The following is a 17,838-nucleotide window of genomic DNA, read 5'->3' as shown; positions in this document are numbered from 1 at the left end:
GACTCTCGGCATGACCACCTCTCGCAACTCGGACTCGCCGCTGAGCGCGCTCTCGGCGGGGGAACAGGCCACCGAGGCGTTCGAACTGTTGAGCAACGAGACGCGGCTGGCCATCCTCGTGGCGCTCTGGGAGCACGACGACCCGTTCGGCGACGACGCGCTCCGGTTCTCCGAACTGCAGTCGCGTGTCGGCACCGCCGACAGCGGCCAGTTCAACTACCACCTCGACCGGCTCGACGGCCACTTCGTCGAGTCCGTCGACGGCGGCTACCGCCTCACCAACGCCGGCCGCAAGTTCGTCCGCTCGGTGATTGCGGGCACCGGCATCGAGTCGCCAGTGCTCGAACCGACCGAGGTCGACGTCCCCTGCACGCTCTGCGGCGCTGCCGTCGAAGTTGAGTATGAGCGCGGGCAGGTGTACGTCACCTGCACCGAGTGCGAGGGACTCTGGAACGGCGACGACGACCACTCGGGCCACCTCGCCAAGTTCTCGCTCGACCCGGCGGGACTCGAGGGCCGGTCGCCCGATGAAATCTACGCCGCGGCGTGGGTCAACACCTTCCAGACGATTTACAGCATGATAGAGGGCGTCTGCCCTACCTGCACCGGGCAGGTGGAGCGAATACTCGCGGTCTGTAGCGACCACGACGCCAATGGGCAATGTGACCAGTGCGGGCATCGCTCACGTGCAATCGCGCGCTTCCGCTGCACCGTCTGCAAGCGCACGACGCGAGCGACGCTGGGCGTCGTTGCCAAGTACCATCCTCGGGTTGTCGCGCTCTGCTACGACCACGGACTGGACCTCCAGTACGACTTCAACGAACTCGCGCACATCGCCGAACGCTTCGACCGAACGAGCACGGACGTCGAGTACCGTTCACTCAACCCACCGCGCGTCAGGGTGACGACGACCATTAACGGCGATGACGCGTGGGTCGAACTCGCCGAAGACCTCTCGGTCGTCGACGTCTCGGATTGACAGAAAGCGCCAGTGGTTCCTGGCGTGGAGGACGTGGTTCGACAGAAATGCACCGACCGGGATTTGAACCCGGGCCATGAGCTTGGAAGGCTCAGGTCCTAGCCACTAGACCATCGGTGCTCGCAGTCACACCACGGCTCGTATGCCGTCGGTGCTCACGTGTCAGTTCCTTCCCGTCGCTTAAGGGCGTTACTCTTCGCCGTCGACGACGGCGTAGCAGTTCCCGCTGGCGGTGAACGTCTCGGCGACGGCGAGCGCGCTGTTGGCGAGGTCCGCGCGGAACTCGTCAGGACTGTAAACGTGGTAGAAGCGGGGGACCGTCTCGCCGCCGGGGAGCGTCCAGTCGACGGTGGTGTCGAAACTCTCCTCGCGGTCAAATTTGTCGTGGGTGGTGCTCCATGCGCTCACGAGGGCGTCGCCGTCCGCGGTGAGCACGCGCGCGAGTTCGTCGAGGCTGGCCACACGGGCGTCCCGGTCCGGGAGGTGGTGGATGGTCGCGATGTACACCGCGAGGTCCGCGATATTGGTGGCGAGCGGGAGGCGTTCGGCGTCGCCGGCGACGAGGTCGGCGTCGAAGCCGTGGTCGGCGGCGCGCTCGCGGGCTTCGTCGAGGAGGCCGCGGCTGGCGTCCACGCCGACTGCGCGGTCGGCGTGCGCCGCGAGTAGTTCGGTGTGGCGGCCGTTCCCGCAGCCGACGTCGACAGCGACGATGCCGGTGCGGTCGGCGAGGAACTCCTCGATTTCCGGCCACGGGTACTCGCGAGTCTTCGAGAAATGCTCGGCGATGCGATCGTAGGTGTGGTGGACGTCGGTGGAGTCAGTCACGAGAGTCACCCGAGGAGGACGAACGTACCGTACGCGAGTGCGAGCATTACAGTGGCGTGTTTCGCGCCGGCTTTCACACTCCCTTGTCCCATCTGCCCGGCGACGAGCCCCGAGCAGACCGCCTGTACCAGCCCCGTGTGGAAGAACACGAGGCTGTACGCGTCCTTCGTCGCTTGCGTGAGTTGCGCCGTCCGCGCGAACGCGCCCGAGCCACCGCCACCGGGAAGTTGGTCGGGGGACGCGGTGGCGTCCACGACCGGGATGTTCGGGATGAAGATGACGTCGAGTGCGACGATGATGGCGAGGAAGACGAAAAAGGAGATGTAGATGACGACGAGGTACGTCAGCAGTTCGCTGCGGCGGTCGCGTTCGAGCCGTCGGGTCGCCTTCGCTTCGTTGGCGGCGATGCGGAGGACGGGGCCGAGGTCGCCGCTGGCCTGCATCGCGTTCGTCGTCAGCGTCACGACGCGGGAGATGGCGGGGGTGTCCGTGCGGTCGCGGAAGCGGCCGAACGCGTGCTCGACGCGTGCGCCCCACTGCACGTCCGCCCACGTGCGTTCGAGTTCCGTGGTGAGCGCGCCGAGGTCGCTGCCAACGACGCGCCCGAGACTCTGGACGACCGGCATCCCGGCCTCGTTCGTGGACGCGAACCGGTCGAGGAAGTCCGGGACGCCCGTCTCGACGGCTTTCACGCGGCGCCGGTGGAGTTCGTACACGACTGTGAAGGTCCCGAGCACGAACAGCGCCGCGTGCACGAGCGGGTCGTCATACGTCGTGAGGTCGGTGACGCCCGCCGACGCGAGGGGCCACCACCGGACGACGAGGTAGAGCGCGGCCAGCGGCGTCGTCGCGTACAACAGCACTGTCGGGGATTCGCGGACGACCGACAGCGGGTTGCGCAGCCGGTAGAGTATCGGACGCAGCGTCTCGTAGACGTCGAGGCGCTGGCGGTTGAGTTCCGTCCCCGTCGCCCTGCCCGCGGTCTGCCCACCATCAGTGCGCGCCGCCGACCGCCGCGGGATGGACTGGAAGCGCGTCGCAGCCTCCGACGCTTCCTCGCCGGTGACCGTGCCGCCGGTCGCGGTCTCGGTGATGCTGTCGAGGTAGACCACGAATCCGAGCGTCGCCATCGGAATCAGCAGGTACGCGGTGAATTGCAGGAACGTCAGCGTGTCCTGGAGCGTGAGGCCGACGACGACGAGGATAGTGATGAGGAACAGCGGGCCGGCGACCAGCAGCGTGACGTAGGCTTCCGCCAGCGTCGCAAGCAGTTCGAGGAACTGCTCTTGCTGGGCCTCGGCTTCCTCGGCGTAGTAGTCGTACTGGCGCTTGAGGAATCCCGGGAGGTCGCGGCCGCTCTGGAGGACGCTCGTGAGGTTCTCCGCGAACTCCGAGAGCTCCTCGCTGGGCGTACGCTGGCCGAGTCGGCCGAGCGCGCGCAGGATGTCCGCGCCGTACATGTCGACGTCCTTGACGGCGATGGCCATCTCCTCGGCGCTCTCCCCGTAGACGTCGCGGTTGCGCGCGAGAATCCGCAACACCTCGGGGAGCGCCATCCCGCTCCGCGAGAGCGCGTAGAGGAACGCGACCGTGCGCTCCATCGAGACGTCGATGCGGCGTTCGCGCTCACCCGCCCGGTAGCTCGGCATCGACCACCGGAGCTGGTAGGCGGTGTACGCCACCAGCACGCCCAGCGTCGCGCCCGAGGCGAGGAAGAGCACGAACAGTTCGGCCACCCCAAACCTGCCGACGCCGTCCACGAACAACCCTTGGACGGCCGCGGGAAACCGCGACTGGAGGCTCGCGGGGGCGCTCCCGAGGAACACGAGCACGCTCGCGACGAGGTAGACGCCAAGGATGCTGCCCGCGAGCGAGCCGACCGTCGCGTAGAAGAACGTCCGCGCGGCGTACACGCGGTACGTCTGCGCGACGTGTGCGCCCTGCAGTGCGGCGACCTTCCCGGGATTGGCTTCCCGCCGGCGACGCGCGAACCCGCCGAACGCCGCCAGCGACACCCGGGAGACGAAGCGGTCTATCGGGCGGAGGACCGGCGCAGCCGCGAGCGCGAACAGGATGCCGAGTACCGCTACGAGCGGCGCGAAGACCAGTGGCGACGCCATACTACTCGGCGACACCCGGCGCGTTCACGACGACGTCCTCGTCGAGTTCGGCCTGGACGCGGTCGACGACGCGCTGCGGGTCGGCGTAGTACTCGTTGATGACTGCCGTGAATTGCCGGTAGTCCGTGACGTCCTGTTCGGTGAGGTACCGGAGGACGCGCTTGCGGTTCCGGAGTTCGCGCAGCAGTTCGCCCCGCGACCAGCCGCGCTCGTCCCGAATCTCGTCGAGGACCACTGAGTCCCGCTGCTTGAAGTCATCGTCGGTGGGGTTCCACTCAAACGCCGTCGAGTAGTCGAGGTCACCGGTGCGCTGGTCGATGCCCTCGATTTCCGCGATGACGCGGTTCCGGCGCACGCGCTCGCCGCCGACGTGCGTGAGCGTCTGCACGCAGAGGATATCGAGGCTCTGAATCATCGCCCGCGGGACGTTGATGGGTTCGTTCTCCAGGCGGTTGATGACCGTCTGCACGCTGTCAGCGTGCATCGTCGAGTACGTCGTGTGCCCGGTGTTCATCGCCTGGAACAGCGTCATCGCCTCGTCGCCGCGCACCTCGCCGACGATGATGTACTCGGGGCGATGGCGCAGCGCCGACCGCAGCAGGTCGTACATCGTGATGTCCTCGCCCTCGCCGATGGACTCCCTGGTGACCGACGAGAGCCAGTTCTCATGGAACAGCGTCAGTTCGCGGGTGTCCTCGATGGTGAGCACCTTCGAGCGCGGCGGCACGAACATCGAGATGGCGTTCATCGACGTTGTCTTCCCGGAGGCGGTGCCGCCCGCGAACAGCAGGCTCTTGTTGGACTCGATGGCGAGCCAGAGGTACGCCATCTGGTCGAGGTCGAACGTGTTGTAGTCGACGAGCGTCGCGGGCGTGAACGGGTCCTCGCTGTACTTCCGAATCGTGAACGCCGACCCCCGGGGCGTGACTTCCTCGCCGAGCGCAAGTTCCGCGCGGGAGCCGTCCGGCAGCGTCGTCTCCGTCACGGGGTCGCCGATGGAGATGTGGCGGCCGGACTGCTGGGCGAGGCGCACGACGAACCCGTCGAGTTCCTCCTGCTCGTAGGAGACGTTCGTCTCCACGTCCGTGTACTGGTCGTGGTAGACGAACAGCGGGACGCCGTAGCCGTCGCAGGAGATGTCCTCGATGTGGGGGTCCCGCATCAGCGGGTCGAGCTTCTCGAACCCCTCGAAGGCGCGGTGGAGATAGTAGAACAGCCGGTAGAACGCGTTTGGGCCGACGTCGATTCCGTACTCCTCGATTAGTCGCTTCATCTGCCGCTTCAGGACGGCTTCGGGGTCGTCGGGCTCGTATTCGGCGTCGTAGATGAGCGCGTCCCGGATGTCGTCGTACAGCGTCTCCAACAGCTCCTGCTCGAAGTCGTCGAGCGCAGGTTCGACGACGTGGTAGCGGTACTCGTCGTTCTCGGCGTCGTGGCCGACGTAGACGAACGCGTACGGCGCGTGCACCCAGTAGCGGTCGACCTCCTCGTAGCCGTCAAGGCCGTCGAAGTCGACCAGCGGCCCGTGGGCTGCGGGGTCGTACTCGACGAGTTCGACCGTGGACCCGCGGACGACGTCGACGACGCGCTCGGCGCGCTGCCGGACGGCTTCGAGTTGTCGGTCGATGTCCGCGAGGAAGTCGTTGGGCATCGATTACTACCTCCACGTTCGCCCGCGTCACCTTAAAGGCTGGCTGCCGAACCGTTGCGGGGCTACACGACGCCGTTTGCGAGGCGCTCGCCCTCGGCGATGCGGCGGACGTTCTCGCGGACGAGCGCGGCCATTCTCCGGGGATAGTCGCGGGTCGCCGCGGCCGCGTGCGGCGTCACGACCACTTCGTCCATCTCCCACAGCGGCGAGTCCTCGGGGAGCGGCTCCGTCTCGAAGACGTCGAGCGCTGCGCCCGCGAGGTCGTCGGCTTCCAGCGCGTCCACGAGCGCGTCCTGGTCGACGACCGGGCCGCGCGCGACGTTCACGAGCACAGCGTCGTCGCGCATCGCGTCGAGTTCGGCTTCGCCAATCATGCCCGCCGTGTCGTCGGTGAGCGGCACCGCGAGCGCGACGAACTTCGCGTCCGCGATAGCCTCGTGGAGGTCCGGGCTCGGGTAGACGGTGTCGACGTGGTCGACAGGCGTCGGCGTGCGCTTGACGCCGACGACGTCCATCCCGAGCGCGTCAGCCCGCGCGGCGATGCCCTGTCCGAGCGTGCCGAGGCCGACGACACAGAGCGAGGAGCCGGCGAGCGTAAACGGGTCCTCCCACGCGGGCCACGCCCACTCCTTGCGTTCCTGCTTGCTCCGGTACTCGTGGAGCCGGCGCGCGAACGAGAGCATGTAGCCGGCGACCGTCTCGCCGACGCTGTCGCCGTGCGTGCCCGTGCTGTTCGTGAGCCGGATGCCCGCGGCTTCCAGGTCGTCGAACGGGAATCGGTCGACGCCCGACTGCACGGAGTGAATCCACTCCAAGTCGGCGTCGAGGAAGGCGTCGTCGTACTTGAACGTCACGAGCGCGTCCACCTCGTCGAGTTCGTCGGACGTGACCACGGTCACCTCGGGGGCGACGTCGTCGAGTTCGTCGACCAGCACCGTCGGCGGGAACAGCGTCTCCACGGACGCGTGAATCCCGATGCACGTTACCATGTCCGGGGGTTTCTGACCTGGCCTCTACAGTTTGTCGATGCCCGTAGCAATTCACCGCGTCGCGATGTACGAGATGGTGAAGAGGACCACTGCCGCCGTCGCCACGTTCACGAGCGTGAACTCCATCGCTCCGATGAACTCCAGCCCGCCCACGACGACGAGCGCGAACAGCGTCGACAGCACCGCGTTGATTCCCTGCGCGACCCACGGGCTCCCCTCGGAGCGCTCCGCCGCCTCGCTGAACCCCGCCTCGTCTCGCTCGCTGCGGTCATCTTCGGTCATACGTGGAACCGCGGGAGTGGCGTACTTATACGTGATGCAGGAGAAAACCCACGGCTTTAGCCGTGGGATGAATCCGTCAGTGCTGAACCAAACCACGCGACTGTAGCAGGCCGACTCTCCAGAATATAAGAAACCCTAAACCTCCATATAAGGTATGGAGATGCGGCGTACCGTCCCTGTTGCACTCAACGTGGCCAGTGACGCCGCTGCACTCCTCGAAGACACCGTCGACACCTTCCTCTGGTCGGCTCAATACGTCACCGATCACGCCTTCGACGGCGAGTACGTCACCACCAGCAAAACACAGTTGGATGACGACACCTACGATGACGTGCGCGAGCAAACAGGTGGGTTCAACGCTGGGTTGGTGCAAGCCGCCCGGAACAAGGCTGCTGAAGCCGCCAAAAGCGTCGTCGCCCGCTGGAAGCACGGCAAGAAAGCCAGCAAGCCGCGCTTCACCAGCCCACATGTCGTCTACGACCACCGTACCGCCACCTTCCACGACGAATACGTCTCTCTCGCCACGACCGACGGACGCGTTGAAGCCGACTACATCCTCCCCGACGAAGACAGCGATACACCCCACGCCGAATACCTCTTCTCGGACGACTACGAAACCACGGGCGCGGAACTGCACTATCGAGACGGTAACTGGGTGCTTCACGTCCACTGCAAGAAGGAGGTGGAGTCGGCCACGCCGGACCAAGCCACTGAGAACGGAACAGTTCTCGGGGTTGACCTCGGCGTGAACAACCTTGCGGTCACCAGCACGGGCACGTTCTGGACGGGTGATGAGTTCGACCACTGGCGACGAGAGTACGAGAAGCGTCGTGGCGACCTTCAGCGGTGTGGAACGCGATGGGCGCACGAGAACATCCAATCCGTTGGGCGAAAAGAAGAAGGGCGGTTCACGCAGACACTGCATCGCATCAGCAACGAACTGGTTGCTGAAGCCCGCCAGCACGACTGTTCGGTCATCGTCTTCGAGGACTTGACTGATATTCGCGAACGCACGGGCGCGTCGTGGGGGCACAAATGGGCGTTTAACCGCCTCCACGAGTACGTCCAGTACAAGGCCACAGAACATGGAATCGCGGTTGAGCAGGTTGATCCAGAGAACACGAGTCGGCGATGCTCACACTGTGGATTCACGCACCCAGACAACCGCGACAGCGAAGCCTTCCAGTGTCTGAAGTGTGACTACGAGAATCACGCGGACTACAACGCCGCGAAAAATATTGGATTGCGGTATCTCCGTCGCAACCAAACCGGGGGCGACGGAGGCGCACCCTTGGGCGTGCGCTTACACAGTGGGACGCTGAACGTGAACGGAGGTTAATTCTCCTGGCACGACGAGTGCCTAGAACGGGAGTCCACGCTGAATCCCACGACTTCAGTCGTGGGTAGCTCAACTCTTGGCCGGCGGAACCCGGGAACTAAGGTAGTCGAATGCTATGCTCACGCATGGGCATCGTCAACAAGGTTTCGGCCGCGCTGTCGGGGAGCACGGGGTCGGGGGCGGATGACGTGGAGGTCGACGCCTCGCGGGGTGCGTACTGGTGTGACGACTGCAGCGTCCGCGTGCGGGACGTGACTATCGAGGACGAGGGGCTGGATCGCGACGAAGCGGGGACGCCGCTGTGTCCGGACTGCGGTGGCTCGATGCGCTTCGAGCGCACGTACGCCGACGGCTGCGCCTGCTGATTACAGAAATTCGAGGAGAAAGCCCACGACTGAAGTCGTGGGTTGAATCCAACCACATACGTCACTGGGTCGCGGGCTCGGGCTCGCGCAACACGACTTCAGCTTCGTTCTCCGTGCCGAACGGCCCGTCCGGAAGCGTCTCCACGTTCTCCCACTCTTCGTCCGTGACTAGCGCGTCGTCAAGACGCTCCCGGAGCACTGCTTCTTCGACGTCCGTGCCGATGACGACGAACTCCGTTCGACGGTCGCCGTGCTCGTCGTCCCACTCCAGATTCGGGCGGTTCGACCGGTAGAGGTCCTGTTCGACTTCGGGCAGCGACGCAATCCATGGGCCGCGCGCGGTCACGCGCACCGACGGCCCGGCCTGTCCGACGGTCTGCCGGAGCTCGTTCCCCGCGACCCACAGCGTGCCCTTCGAGCGAACGACACCCTCCGGAAGTGTTCGCAGGACTTCGGCGACTCGCTCGGGATGGAACGGCCGCCGCGCTCGGTACGTGAACGACGACACGCCGTACACTTCGTCGGGGTGGCGGTGCCCGTGGTGTTCGTCCTCGCCGTGGTCGTGGCTCTCGTGGTCGTCAGATTCGAGCGCGCGTTTCCATCCGGGGAGGTCGCCGACTTCGCTCTCGTCGAACCGCTCGACGTCGAGCAGCCACGACGGGTCGACTTCGGAGAACGACGTGCGGACGGTGTCTGCGTCGGGCTGGAGAGCTGCCACCAGCGCCTCGGCTTCGTCGAGTTCGGCGCCCGTGCAGAGGTCGGCCTTGTTGAGCACGACCGCGTTCGACACCTCGATTTGCTCGACGAGGAGATCCGACAGCGGGCGGCCGTCCTCGTCGGTGCCGACGCGTTCGGGCGTGCCGTCGCCGCCGAAGGTGTCCACGAGCAGCCGGCTGTCCACGACCGTCACGAGGCCGTTCACGCGGTACTTCGCGGCGACCCGCGACTCGGTGGTGAACAGCCGCGCCACGGGCGCGGGCTCGGAGATGCCCGAGGACTCCACGACGAGGTGGTCGAAGTCGCGGTCTCCTGCGAGCCGCACCACCGCGGTTTCGAGGTCGTCCTGGAGTTCACAGCAGATGCAGCCGTTCGACAGCTCCGCGACGCCCTCGGCGACGTCTAACTCCGAGCCCTCCGCCACGAGGTCGGCGTCGATGTTCACGTCGCCCATGTCGTTGACGAGCACGGCGACGTCGCGGTCGCCCGAATTGGCGAGCAAGTGATTCAGCAGCGTCGTCTTCCCGGCCCCAAGACTCCCCGACAGTATTGTCACCGGAATCCGTTCGCCCATGCGTGTGAGTACGTGCCAGCCGCCTTGAACCTCGTGCTTCTCGGGGCCGCTTGCCGGCGGACGACCGCGACACCTTTTACCGAGTGAGGCCGTACCATCAATACGATGAACGTCGCCGAGCGGATCGCGGCCTACCGGGAGGTCGTCGAGGAGTGGCTGCGCGGCCTCTACCACGGCATGATCACCCACCCGGCGTACGAGAAAATCGAGAAGGAAGCCGAGGACATCGAGGACGCGTTCCTGCTGGCCTGTTTCCCGGACGCCTTCGGCATTCCCTCGCCGGTCTCGTACTACACTGCTGAGATTCTGCCGTACATCGAGGACGAGTTCGAGGCGTGGGAGCGACGCCTCTGGGACCGCCAGACGATGCTCGAACGCAAGGGCCAACAGTACCACTTCTGATGACCGCGACACCAACACGCCGACCGTTCGCATCGCGACTGACTGACTGTCCGACTCCGGAGGCACACCTGTGAAGCCGTTCGTCTTCTTCGGTGGGAAGGGCGGCGTCGGCAAGACGACCGTTTCGTGTGCGTACGCGCAGAAGTGCGCGGACGCGGGCGTCGAAACCCTCGTCGTCTCCACGGATCCCGCTCACTCCGTCTCGGACGTCTTCGACCAGCAGTTCGGGGACGCCCCCGAATCGGTCGAGGGTATCGACGGGCTCTCGGCACTCGAAATCGACCCCGACGAGGAGGTCACCGCGCACCTCGACGACATCCGCAACCGGCTCTCCGACCAGGTGTCGGCGTCGATGGTCAACGAAATCAACAAACAACTAGAGATGGCGCACCAGACGCCCGGCGCGTATGAGTCCGCGCTGTTCGACCGCTTCGTCGAAGTGATGCGGAACAGCGACCCCTACGACCGCGTCGTCTTCGACACCGCACCCACCGGGTCGACGCTGCGACTGCTCGGCTTACCGGAATTCCTCGAATCGTGGGTCGAGCGCCTGATGCACAAGCGCCGGCAGAGCATCGACCTCTTCGAGAAGGCCGCGGTCGGGAACAACGAACCGCGGCGCGTGATGGACGGCGACCCCGTGCTGGCGCGCCTCCAGGAGCGCAAGGAGTTCTTCGAATTTGCGGGCGGCGCGCTCCGCGAGGACGCCGCGTTCTTCCTCGTGTTGAACCCCGACCAGCTCTCGGTGAACGAGACCGAGCGCGCCATCGCGGACATGGACGACGAAGGGCTCGCTGTCAGGGGGCTCGTCGCGAACAAGCTCACGCCGTCCCCGGACGACGACGAGAACGGCCGCGGCGCCCGCTACCTCCGGGACCGCGTCGAGACCGAGCGCGAGCGCCTCGACCACGTCCGGGAATCACTGGACGCGCCGCTGCTCGCGGAGATTCAGTCCCGCACCCGCGAAGTGAAGGGCGACCTCCTCACCGAGGTCGCCAACGAACTCGACGTCGAGGTCGGCGTCGAGGAACCCGCGTTCGTCTAACGAGGGGCGTCACGTCCCCAGCGATTATTTCGCCTCGCAGGCCACTCATTAAGAGGCGAACGCTTAAGTGGCCGTTCGGTAATCAGTGTCACGAAGGTACGTTACAAATGACACAGGTAATATGGATTGTGGCAGCGGTCTTGGTCACGTTCTCGTTGGGGTACGTGGGGTACTCGAAGTACCTCTCCCGATTCGTCGAACTCGACAACTCGCGTGACACGCCCGCCCACAAGTACGAAGACGGCCAGGAGTACGTTCCAGCGAAGAAACCAGTACTGCTCGGACACCACTTCTCCAGCATCGCGGGCGGCGCGCCCATCGTCGGCCCGATTACGGCCGGCGCTATCTGGGGATGGGTGCCCGCCCTCGCGTGGGTCGCCGTCGGTAACCCACTGATGGGCGCCGTCCACGACTTCATCTCGCTGTCCGGCTCGATGCGACACGAGGGGAAGTCCATCGGCTACATCATCGGCGAGTACGTCGGCGAACGCGGGAAGAACATGCTGCTGTGGTTCGCGTTCATCACCATCATCCTCGTCGTCGCGGTGTTCGCGCTCGTCGTGGGTATCGTGCTGAACGCGTACCCATCGGCGGCGACCGCGAGCTTCGTGTACATCGCGCTCGCGGTGCTGTTCGGCGTCTACCTCTACCAGCTCGACGGCCCGTTCATCCCGGGGACCATCGTGTTCGTCGCCGGCGTGTTCGCGGGCGTCTGGCTCGGTATCCAGTACCCGTTCGCGTTCTTCGAACTGGCAGGTGACGCAGCCCACCCCGCGAGCACGTTCATCCTCTTCGAGGGCACAGGCTCGTGGGTTCCCGGTGCCGGCGCGCTCGGCGGCAACACCGCCGCCTGGGTGCCGGTGATTCTGCTGTACGCCGCACTCGCCAGCGCGCTCCCGGTCTGGGTACTGCTCCAGCCGCGCGACTACCTCTCGTCGTTCCTGCTGTACGCAGGCGTCGGCGGCGCGCTCGTCGCCATCATCGTCGGCACGTTCCTCGGCACGTCCAGCCAGCCGCTGGTCATCTCCGACAGCATTGAGCCGTTCACCGGCTTCCTCGGGGCCGAGAGCGTCTCACCCTATCCGTTGTTCCCGCTGCTGTTCGTCACCATCGCGTGCGGGACCATCAGTGGCTTCCACTCACTGGTCTCCTCCGGGACGACCGCCAAGCAGCTGAACAAGGAGAGCGACGCGCGCCTCATCGGCTACGGTGGCATGCTCGGTGAAGGCCTGCTCGCCGCAGTCGCACTGTCCACGCTCGCCATCGCCGGCATCGCCTCGGACGCGGCCGGCGGCGGCATCGGCGGCGCGCTCCCGAACTTCGCCGCAGGTGGCGGCGTTATCCTCACGAGCCTCGGCATCCCCGCCAGCTACGGTGGGCCGTTCATGGCGCTCGTGCTCGTGAGCTTCCTGCTCACGTCCACTGACACGGCCGCGCGACTCGGCCGCTACATGATGGAGGAGATCGTCGGGACGCAGGGCAGCGGTACGGACACCGGCTTCTCGGGCGGCATCGGTTCGTTCGCCCGCGGCCGGTACACGAACCCCGTCGTGCAGTGCGGTATCGCGTACGTGCTGGTCATCTCCGGCGAGTGGGCGACCCTCTGGGGCCTGTTCGGCGGTGCCAACCAGCTGCTCGCTGCGCTCGCGCTGCTCACCGGCACGGTGTGGCTCGCCAACTGGGACGAGTCCAAGCAGCTAATCAGCACGGGCGTGCCGATGGCCATCATGGTCGTCATCACCGTCCTCGGGCTCTCGTGGCTCGCGCTCTACGAGAACCTCTACGTCAACCTGATTCAGGGTGGTGCCGCTGGCCTCGGCGGCCAGGTCTCGGCAGCCGTCCAGATGGTGCTGGCGCTCGTGCTCATCTACCTCGCGCTCTCGCTGGTGCGCATCGGCTACGGCAACATCAGCAGCGCGCGTAGTGGGCGCGAACCCGCAGCAGAACCGAGCGACGACTGAGACCGACCGCTCCACGGTCCCTCTTTCCTGTCCCTCCCCGAAGCTGCGTAGCGGCGGGATTGTGGCGCCGCCTACGTCCAGAAGCGCTTCGCGAACCGCGAGAAGAATCCCTCAGACTCGCGCTCGACGTCGCCCCACAGCGCGAACGCGTCCACGACGTCCGCCTTCTCGCTGGCGACCGCCGCCTCGTCGTCGGGCGCGACGACGGCAAGGTTCACCTCGTAGTGGCCGTAGTAGCCATACTTCAGGAGCGTGCGGTCGCGGAACTCCTCGACGAACGACGCGGCGTCGTCGGGGAGTTCGTCGGCGACGAGCACGAACGTGAATTTCGTCTCGTAGTGCTCCTCGTCGGCGTCCACCCAGTCGTCGGCGAGGTCGTGGCCGAATTCGACCAGCGCTTTGAGGTCCGCGACGGTCGGCCGGCCGGTCCGGCGCGCGAACACGTGTTCCTCGGTCTCGTGGTCGGCGTAGCTCAGTGCGGGATGGAAGAACTGCTTCTGGTTGAGCACGCGCAACTCCCCGTACAGGTCGAAGCGCTCGCCGCGGACGGCGTAGTCGCGTTCGAGGTCGTAGCTGTACATCAGCCGGTCGCTGACGCGGTCGAAGTACTCGTCGTCCCACGTCGGCACGTTCTCCCGAATCTCGGCGGGGAGGTCGGCGGGCTCCGGGCTGTCGGCTTCAGTCATCCTCGCTGGGGTCGTACGCGACCGCGTCGTCGGGGGCCGGCGGCGCCCCCACCGCCAGCAGTTCGACGCGCTCGTCGGCGTCCTCGGGGTTGTGCGCGCGCTGCGGACTCTCCGGGTCGACCGTGAACAGGTGGCCCTCCGGTACCTCGTACGTCTGCTCGGGCGTCTCCACGTACAGCGTGCCCGAGAGTACGAAGAACGCCTCCTCCTGGGTCTCGTGGTAGTGGTACGCCAGCGGCACCTGCTCGCCGGGTTCGGCCCGGAACAGGTTCATCGCCATCTCGTCGAGGCCGCCCGCGTCGGTCAGCGAGCGGTACTCGCACGGCCGTCCTTCCGGTACTTCGACGTCGTCGGGGTCGACGATTCGGTAGCCCATGCCTGTAGATACCACACGCGGGTTAAAAGCCCGTCGCGTTCGGGCCTCTGCGGGCGGCAGAACTATGGCCGTTCGCGTGTGAGTAGTACCCATGGCAGAGAAGCAGCCGACCGAGGCGTGTGGCCGCTGCTCGATGACGACCGTCGTCGACGCGGTCGACGCCAACAGCGACGACCCGCCCCGCGACCCGTTCGCCGACGAGCGCATCGAGGTCGAGGAGTCCGCCGTGCGGCGCGTGTCGCCGGTCGCGTGGATGCAGAACGCCACTGCACGGCTGAACGCCGCCGTCCAGCGGCTCACGTACGGCCAGTGACCGACACCTGTTCGGGGCGTTACGTTCATTTCCCCGTCGGTCCTATTCACCCGTAGGGAATGCGCCGGGATTACTTCGAACTGGACGTCGCGAACGTCGACTGGGTCGACGAGGACGGTGACCCCGAGAAGCCGAATGTCACCATCAACTTCACGGGTGCAGCCGCGGAACTCGAAGACCGACTCACGGACCGGGACGGCGAACGCCTGGACGCCGGCGAGACGGACGCCACGTTCCGGTTGACGGACGATGTCGACGACCCGGATGCCGGCGGCGTCGTCGCCGTCACGAACCGCATCACCGGGGAGTTCGTCCTCGAACTGAACCAGGACGCCGACGACGTCCTACAGTTCGTACGGGCGGCACGTCGGTACGGCGAGGCGACTGGCGACGACGGCCAGTACCGCGTCGAGATTCTCGTCGACGGCGAGCAGCTGGTCGTCTACGAGAAGTCCACATTCCTCGTCTACAGCGAGGACGGCGACCTGCTGCGCAGCCACAGTCTCATCCCGAGCGGCATCGAACTGTAGCCGCCTCGTCTCTTCTCGCCCGGGAACAGCGGAACATAAGTGAACGCGGGCGCTCCCCCCGCGTATGAACCTCTTCGGCACGGCAGGGATTCGAGGGAACGCGGTCGCCGACGTGACCCCGGAGTTGGCGGTCGCAGTCGGGGCCGCGGCCGGCGCGGACGCTCGCGGCGACGACGAGGCGTTCGTCGTCGCGCGGGACGGCCGCGAGACGGGGCCGGCGCTCGCAGCGGCGATGAGCGCGGGCCTGCAAGCGGGAGGAATGCGCGTGCTGGACGCGGGCGTACTGCCGACGCCGGCGCTGGCGTACGCCTCGCAGGGCCGCCGCGGCGTCCAGTTGACCGCGAGCCACAACCCGCCGGAGGACAACGGCATCAAACTGTTCGTGAACGGCTCCGAGTACGACCGCGACCGCGAGCTCGCCATCGAGGACTGCGTGGAGAGCGACCCCGAGTACGCGTCGTGGGCGGAGTGGGGCGAGACCGAATCCATCGACGTGCTCCCGGACTACCGCGAGGCGGTCGCGGCGTTCGCGAGCGAGCACGGCGCGCCCCTCGACGGGCTGACGGTCGCCGTGGACTGCGGGAACGGCGTTGCGGGGCTGGCGACGCCACAGGTGCTGCGGGAACTCGGCGCGCATGTCGTCACGCTGAACGCGAACGTGGACGGTCACTTCCCCGGCCGCCCGAGCAAGCCCACGCCCGAGACCATCGGCGACCTGATGGACTTCGTGGCGGACGGCGACGCCGCGTTCGGCATCGCGCACGACGGCGACGCCGACCGCATCGTCATCGTCGACGGGGACGGCGAGGTCGTCCATGAGGACACCGTGCTCGCGATTCTCGCAGAGCACTACACGCGCGCCAGCGACGCTGCCGACCCAGTCGTCGTCACGACGCCGAACGCCTCCGCGCGCATCGACGAGCGCGTCGGCGAAGCGGGGGGGCGCGTCGAGCGCGTCCGCCTCGGCGCGCTCCACGAGGGCATCGCGGCGGCCCGCAAGAACGGCGGCGACGTCGTCTTCGCCGCGGAGCCGTGGAAGCACGTCCACACCGAGTTCGGCGGCTGGATCGACGGCGTCGCGTCGGCAGCCGTCCTCTCCCGGTTGGTCGCTGATACTGACGGTCTCGCGGCGCTGCGCGAGCCCGTGACCGAGCGCCCGTACCGGAAAGTCAGTGTCGAGTGTCCGGACGACGCCAAGGACGCGGTGATGGCGCAGCTCGCCGAGGACCTGCCCGCCGAGTTCCCGGATGCCGACGTGGACACGGAGTACGGCGTGCGACTAGAATTCCCGGACACGTCGTGGACGCTCGTCCGGCCGAGCGGGACCGAGCCCTACGTTCGCGTGTACGCCGAGAGCGACGACGTGGACGACCTCGTGGAGTCGGTCGCCGCTGTCGTCGAGGACGCGGTCGCTGCGGCCTGACAACGCGCCCACGTTTTGCCGCTTCCCCCCACAAACGACGGCTTTATCACCGTACGAATGTCTCGTTACACGCAAGTATGTCCAACTTCGACAGACGGGAGTTCATCAAGGCGACAGCGGGCATCGGCGCAGTCGGACTCGCGGGGATGGCGGGCTGTACGGGCGGTCCTTCTGACGGCGACGGCACGGAGACGACCACCGAGGAGTCTACCGAGACGACCGAGGACTCCGAGGGGACGACCACCGCGGAGTCGGACGTCACCAACGTCGGGATGGTGTACGCGACCGGCGGGCTCGGCGACGGGTCGTTCAACGACCAGGCCCAGTCCGGCATCCAGCAGGCCGCCGAGGACTTCAACGTCGACTTCAACGAGTCCCAGCCGGATTCGGTCTCCCAATTCAGCGACTATCAGCAACAGTACGCCGGTTCGACGGACCCCAACTACGACCTCGTTTCCTGTATCGGGTTCCTTCAGGCTGACTCCCTCACGGAGACCGCCGCGAACTACCCCGAGCAGAACTTCCAGATTGTCGACAGCACCGTCGATGAGCCGAACGTCGGCAGCTACGTCTTCCGCGAGCACGAGGGGTCGTACCTCGTCGGCGTGCTCGCCGCACACCTCACGTCGATGAGCTTCAGCGCGGGCGCGGGCTCCACGCAGTCGGACTCCACGAACGTCGGCTTTGTCGGCGGCCGCGAGAGCTCGCTCATCCAGAAGTTCGAGGCCGGGTTCAAGGCCGGCGTGAAGGCGACCAACGACGACATCGACATTCAGACGTCGTACGTCGGGAGCTTCAACGACACCACCGCTGGTCAGGAAGCCGCGCTCTCGATGTACAACTCCGGCAGCGACATCGTCTTCCACGCCGCAGGGAACACCGGTACCGGCGTCTTCCAGGCCGCACAGGACGAGGGTCGGTTCGCCATCGGCGTCGACCGCGACCAGTCGGTCACCAAGGACAGTTACGCGAACGTCATCCTCGCGAGCATGGTCAAGCGCGTCGACACCGCCGTCTACAACGCCGTCGAAGCGACGGTCAACGGCAACTTCCAGGGCGGCGAGACGACCACGCTGGGCCTCGACGACGACGGCGTCGCCTGCGTCTACGGCCAGCAGCTCGGCTCCGAGATTCCCGAGGACGTCAAGACGGCGGTCAGCGACGCCCGCCAGAGCATCATGGACGGCGAGACTTCCGTCCCGCAGGACCCCTCGAACGTCAACTGACGGGGTTTCGCTCGCTCACAATTACATTCTGCACG

General features: G+C 66.4%; 17 protein-coding genes, 1 tRNA gene and 1 pseudogene. 10 read left to right on the top strand and 9 right to left on the bottom strand.

Annotated elements, in window-relative coordinates:
- The first annotated feature begins 10 nt into the window (after positions 1-10).
- Positions 11-979: a winged helix-turn-helix domain-containing protein gene (locus LPA44_RS04605; RefSeq protein WP_230888420.1), complete on the top strand. Its 969-nt coding sequence runs from the start codon at positions 11-13 to the stop codon at positions 977-979.
- 48 nt (positions 980-1,027) lie between these two features.
- Here LPA44_RS04605 and LPA44_RS04600 read toward each other — a convergent pair.
- The 6 genes from LPA44_RS04600 to LPA44_RS04575 all read right to left on the bottom strand — a co-directional run bounded on the left by LPA44_RS04600 (position 1,028) and on the right by LPA44_RS04575 (position 6,846).
- A tRNA-Gly gene (locus LPA44_RS04600) sits at positions 1,028-1,099 on the bottom strand.
- Positions 1,100-1,168: 69 nt separating this feature from the next.
- Positions 1,169-1,804 (bottom strand): class I SAM-dependent methyltransferase, encoded by a 636-nt coding sequence (locus LPA44_RS04595; RefSeq protein WP_230888419.1) that lies wholly within the window; start codon positions 1,802-1,804, stop codon positions 1,169-1,171.
- Between the two features lie 5 nt (positions 1,805-1,809).
- Positions 1,810-3,924: a type II secretion system F family protein gene (locus LPA44_RS04590; RefSeq protein ID WP_230888418.1), complete on the bottom strand. Its 2,115-nt coding sequence runs from the start codon at positions 3,922-3,924 to the stop codon at positions 1,810-1,812.
- A gap of 1 nt (position 3,925) precedes the next feature.
- On the bottom strand, positions 3,926-5,575 hold the full coding sequence (locus LPA44_RS04585; RefSeq protein WP_230888417.1) for a type II/IV secretion system ATPase subunit: 1,650 nt from the start codon (positions 5,573-5,575) through the stop codon (positions 3,926-3,928).
- Positions 5,576-5,637: 62 nt separating this feature from the next.
- On the bottom strand, positions 5,638-6,564 hold the full coding sequence (gene ddh / locus LPA44_RS04580) for a D-2-hydroxyacid dehydrogenase (RefSeq protein WP_230888416.1): 927 nt from the start codon (positions 6,562-6,564) through the stop codon (positions 5,638-5,640).
- 51 nt (positions 6,565-6,615) lie between these two features.
- Entirely contained in the window at positions 6,616-6,846 is a 231-nt protein-coding gene (locus tag LPA44_RS04575) for a hypothetical protein (RefSeq protein ID WP_230888415.1), read from the bottom strand.
- Positions 6,847-7,000: 154 nt separating this feature from the next.
- Here LPA44_RS04575 and LPA44_RS04570 point away from each other — a divergent pair.
- A pseudogene (locus tag LPA44_RS04570) lies at positions 7,001-8,253 on the top strand (RNA-guided endonuclease InsQ/TnpB family protein).
- Positions 8,254-8,310: 57 nt separating this feature from the next.
- A complete protein-coding gene (locus LPA44_RS04565; RefSeq protein ID WP_230888413.1) occupies positions 8,311-8,550 on the top strand; it encodes a hypothetical protein in 240 nt (79 codons plus the stop codon).
- A 61-nt stretch (positions 8,551-8,611) separates the two neighbouring features.
- On the opposite strand, the gene LPA44_RS04560 is transcribed toward LPA44_RS04565, so the two are convergent.
- Positions 8,612-9,841 carry a CobW family GTP-binding protein gene (locus LPA44_RS04560; RefSeq protein WP_230888412.1) on the bottom strand — a complete coding sequence of 410 codons (1,230 nt, stop codon included), beginning with the start codon at positions 9,839-9,841 and terminating at the stop codon, positions 8,612-8,614.
- Between the two features lie 105 nt (positions 9,842-9,946).
- Here LPA44_RS04560 and LPA44_RS04555 point away from each other — a divergent pair, with 105 nt between their 5' ends.
- The 3 genes from LPA44_RS04555 (at position 9,947) to LPA44_RS04545 (ending at position 13,249) form a co-directional block, all read left to right on the top strand.
- Positions 9,947-10,243, top strand: coding sequence for a hypothetical protein (locus LPA44_RS04555; RefSeq protein ID WP_230888411.1), 297 nt, complete (start codon positions 9,947-9,949; stop codon positions 10,241-10,243).
- A gap of 70 nt (positions 10,244-10,313) precedes the next feature.
- Positions 10,314-11,288 (top strand): ArsA family ATPase, encoded by a 975-nt coding sequence (locus LPA44_RS04550; RefSeq protein ID WP_230888410.1) that lies wholly within the window; start codon positions 10,314-10,316, stop codon positions 11,286-11,288.
- Positions 11,289-11,395: 107 nt separating this feature from the next.
- A complete protein-coding gene (locus LPA44_RS04545; protein ID WP_230888409.1) occupies positions 11,396-13,249 on the top strand; it encodes a carbon starvation CstA family protein in 1,854 nt (617 codons plus the stop codon).
- Positions 13,250-13,320: 71 nt separating this feature from the next.
- On the opposite strand, the gene LPA44_RS04540 is transcribed toward LPA44_RS04545, so the two are convergent.
- Positions 13,321-13,935, bottom strand: a complete 615-nt coding sequence (locus LPA44_RS04540) for a hypothetical protein (RefSeq protein WP_230888408.1) — start codon at positions 13,933-13,935, stop codon at positions 13,321-13,323.
- The gene (locus LPA44_RS04535; RefSeq protein ID WP_230888407.1) at positions 13,928-14,311 is read right to left on the bottom strand and encodes a cupin domain-containing protein; all 384 of its coding nucleotides are present in this window, start codon (positions 14,309-14,311) and stop codon (positions 13,928-13,930) included. The genes LPA44_RS04540 and LPA44_RS04535 overlap by 8 nt, the downstream gene beginning before the upstream one ends.
- Positions 14,312-14,402: 91 nt before the next feature.
- On the opposite strand from LPA44_RS04535, the gene LPA44_RS04530 reads away from it, so the two are divergent.
- The 4 genes from LPA44_RS04530 (at position 14,403) to LPA44_RS04515 (ending at position 17,803) form a co-directional block, all read left to right on the top strand.
- Positions 14,403-14,624, top strand: coding sequence for a hypothetical protein (locus LPA44_RS04530; RefSeq protein ID WP_230888406.1), 222 nt, complete (start codon positions 14,403-14,405; stop codon positions 14,622-14,624).
- Positions 14,625-14,683: 59 nt separating this feature from the next.
- Entirely contained in the window at positions 14,684-15,154 is a 471-nt protein-coding gene (locus LPA44_RS04525; protein WP_230888405.1) for a DUF5793 family protein, read from the top strand.
- Between the two features lie 64 nt (positions 15,155-15,218).
- Entirely contained in the window at positions 15,219-16,577 is a 1,359-nt protein-coding gene (locus LPA44_RS04520) for a phosphopentomutase/phosphoglucosamine mutase (protein WP_230888404.1), read from the top strand.
- Between the two features lie 77 nt (positions 16,578-16,654).
- Positions 16,655-17,803, top strand: a complete 1,149-nt coding sequence (locus LPA44_RS04515) for a BMP family lipoprotein (RefSeq protein WP_230888403.1) — start codon at positions 16,655-16,657, stop codon at positions 17,801-17,803.
- Positions 17,804-17,838: the final 35 nt, after the last annotated feature.

It is taken from the genome of Halobacterium sp. KA-4 (assembly GCF_021028995.1).
GTDB lineage: Archaea > Halobacteriota > Halobacteria > Halobacteriales > Halobacteriaceae > Halobacterium.
The sequence above is the reverse complement of the archived record's forward strand: the minus strand, read 5'-3'. Positions and strand labels throughout refer to the sequence as shown.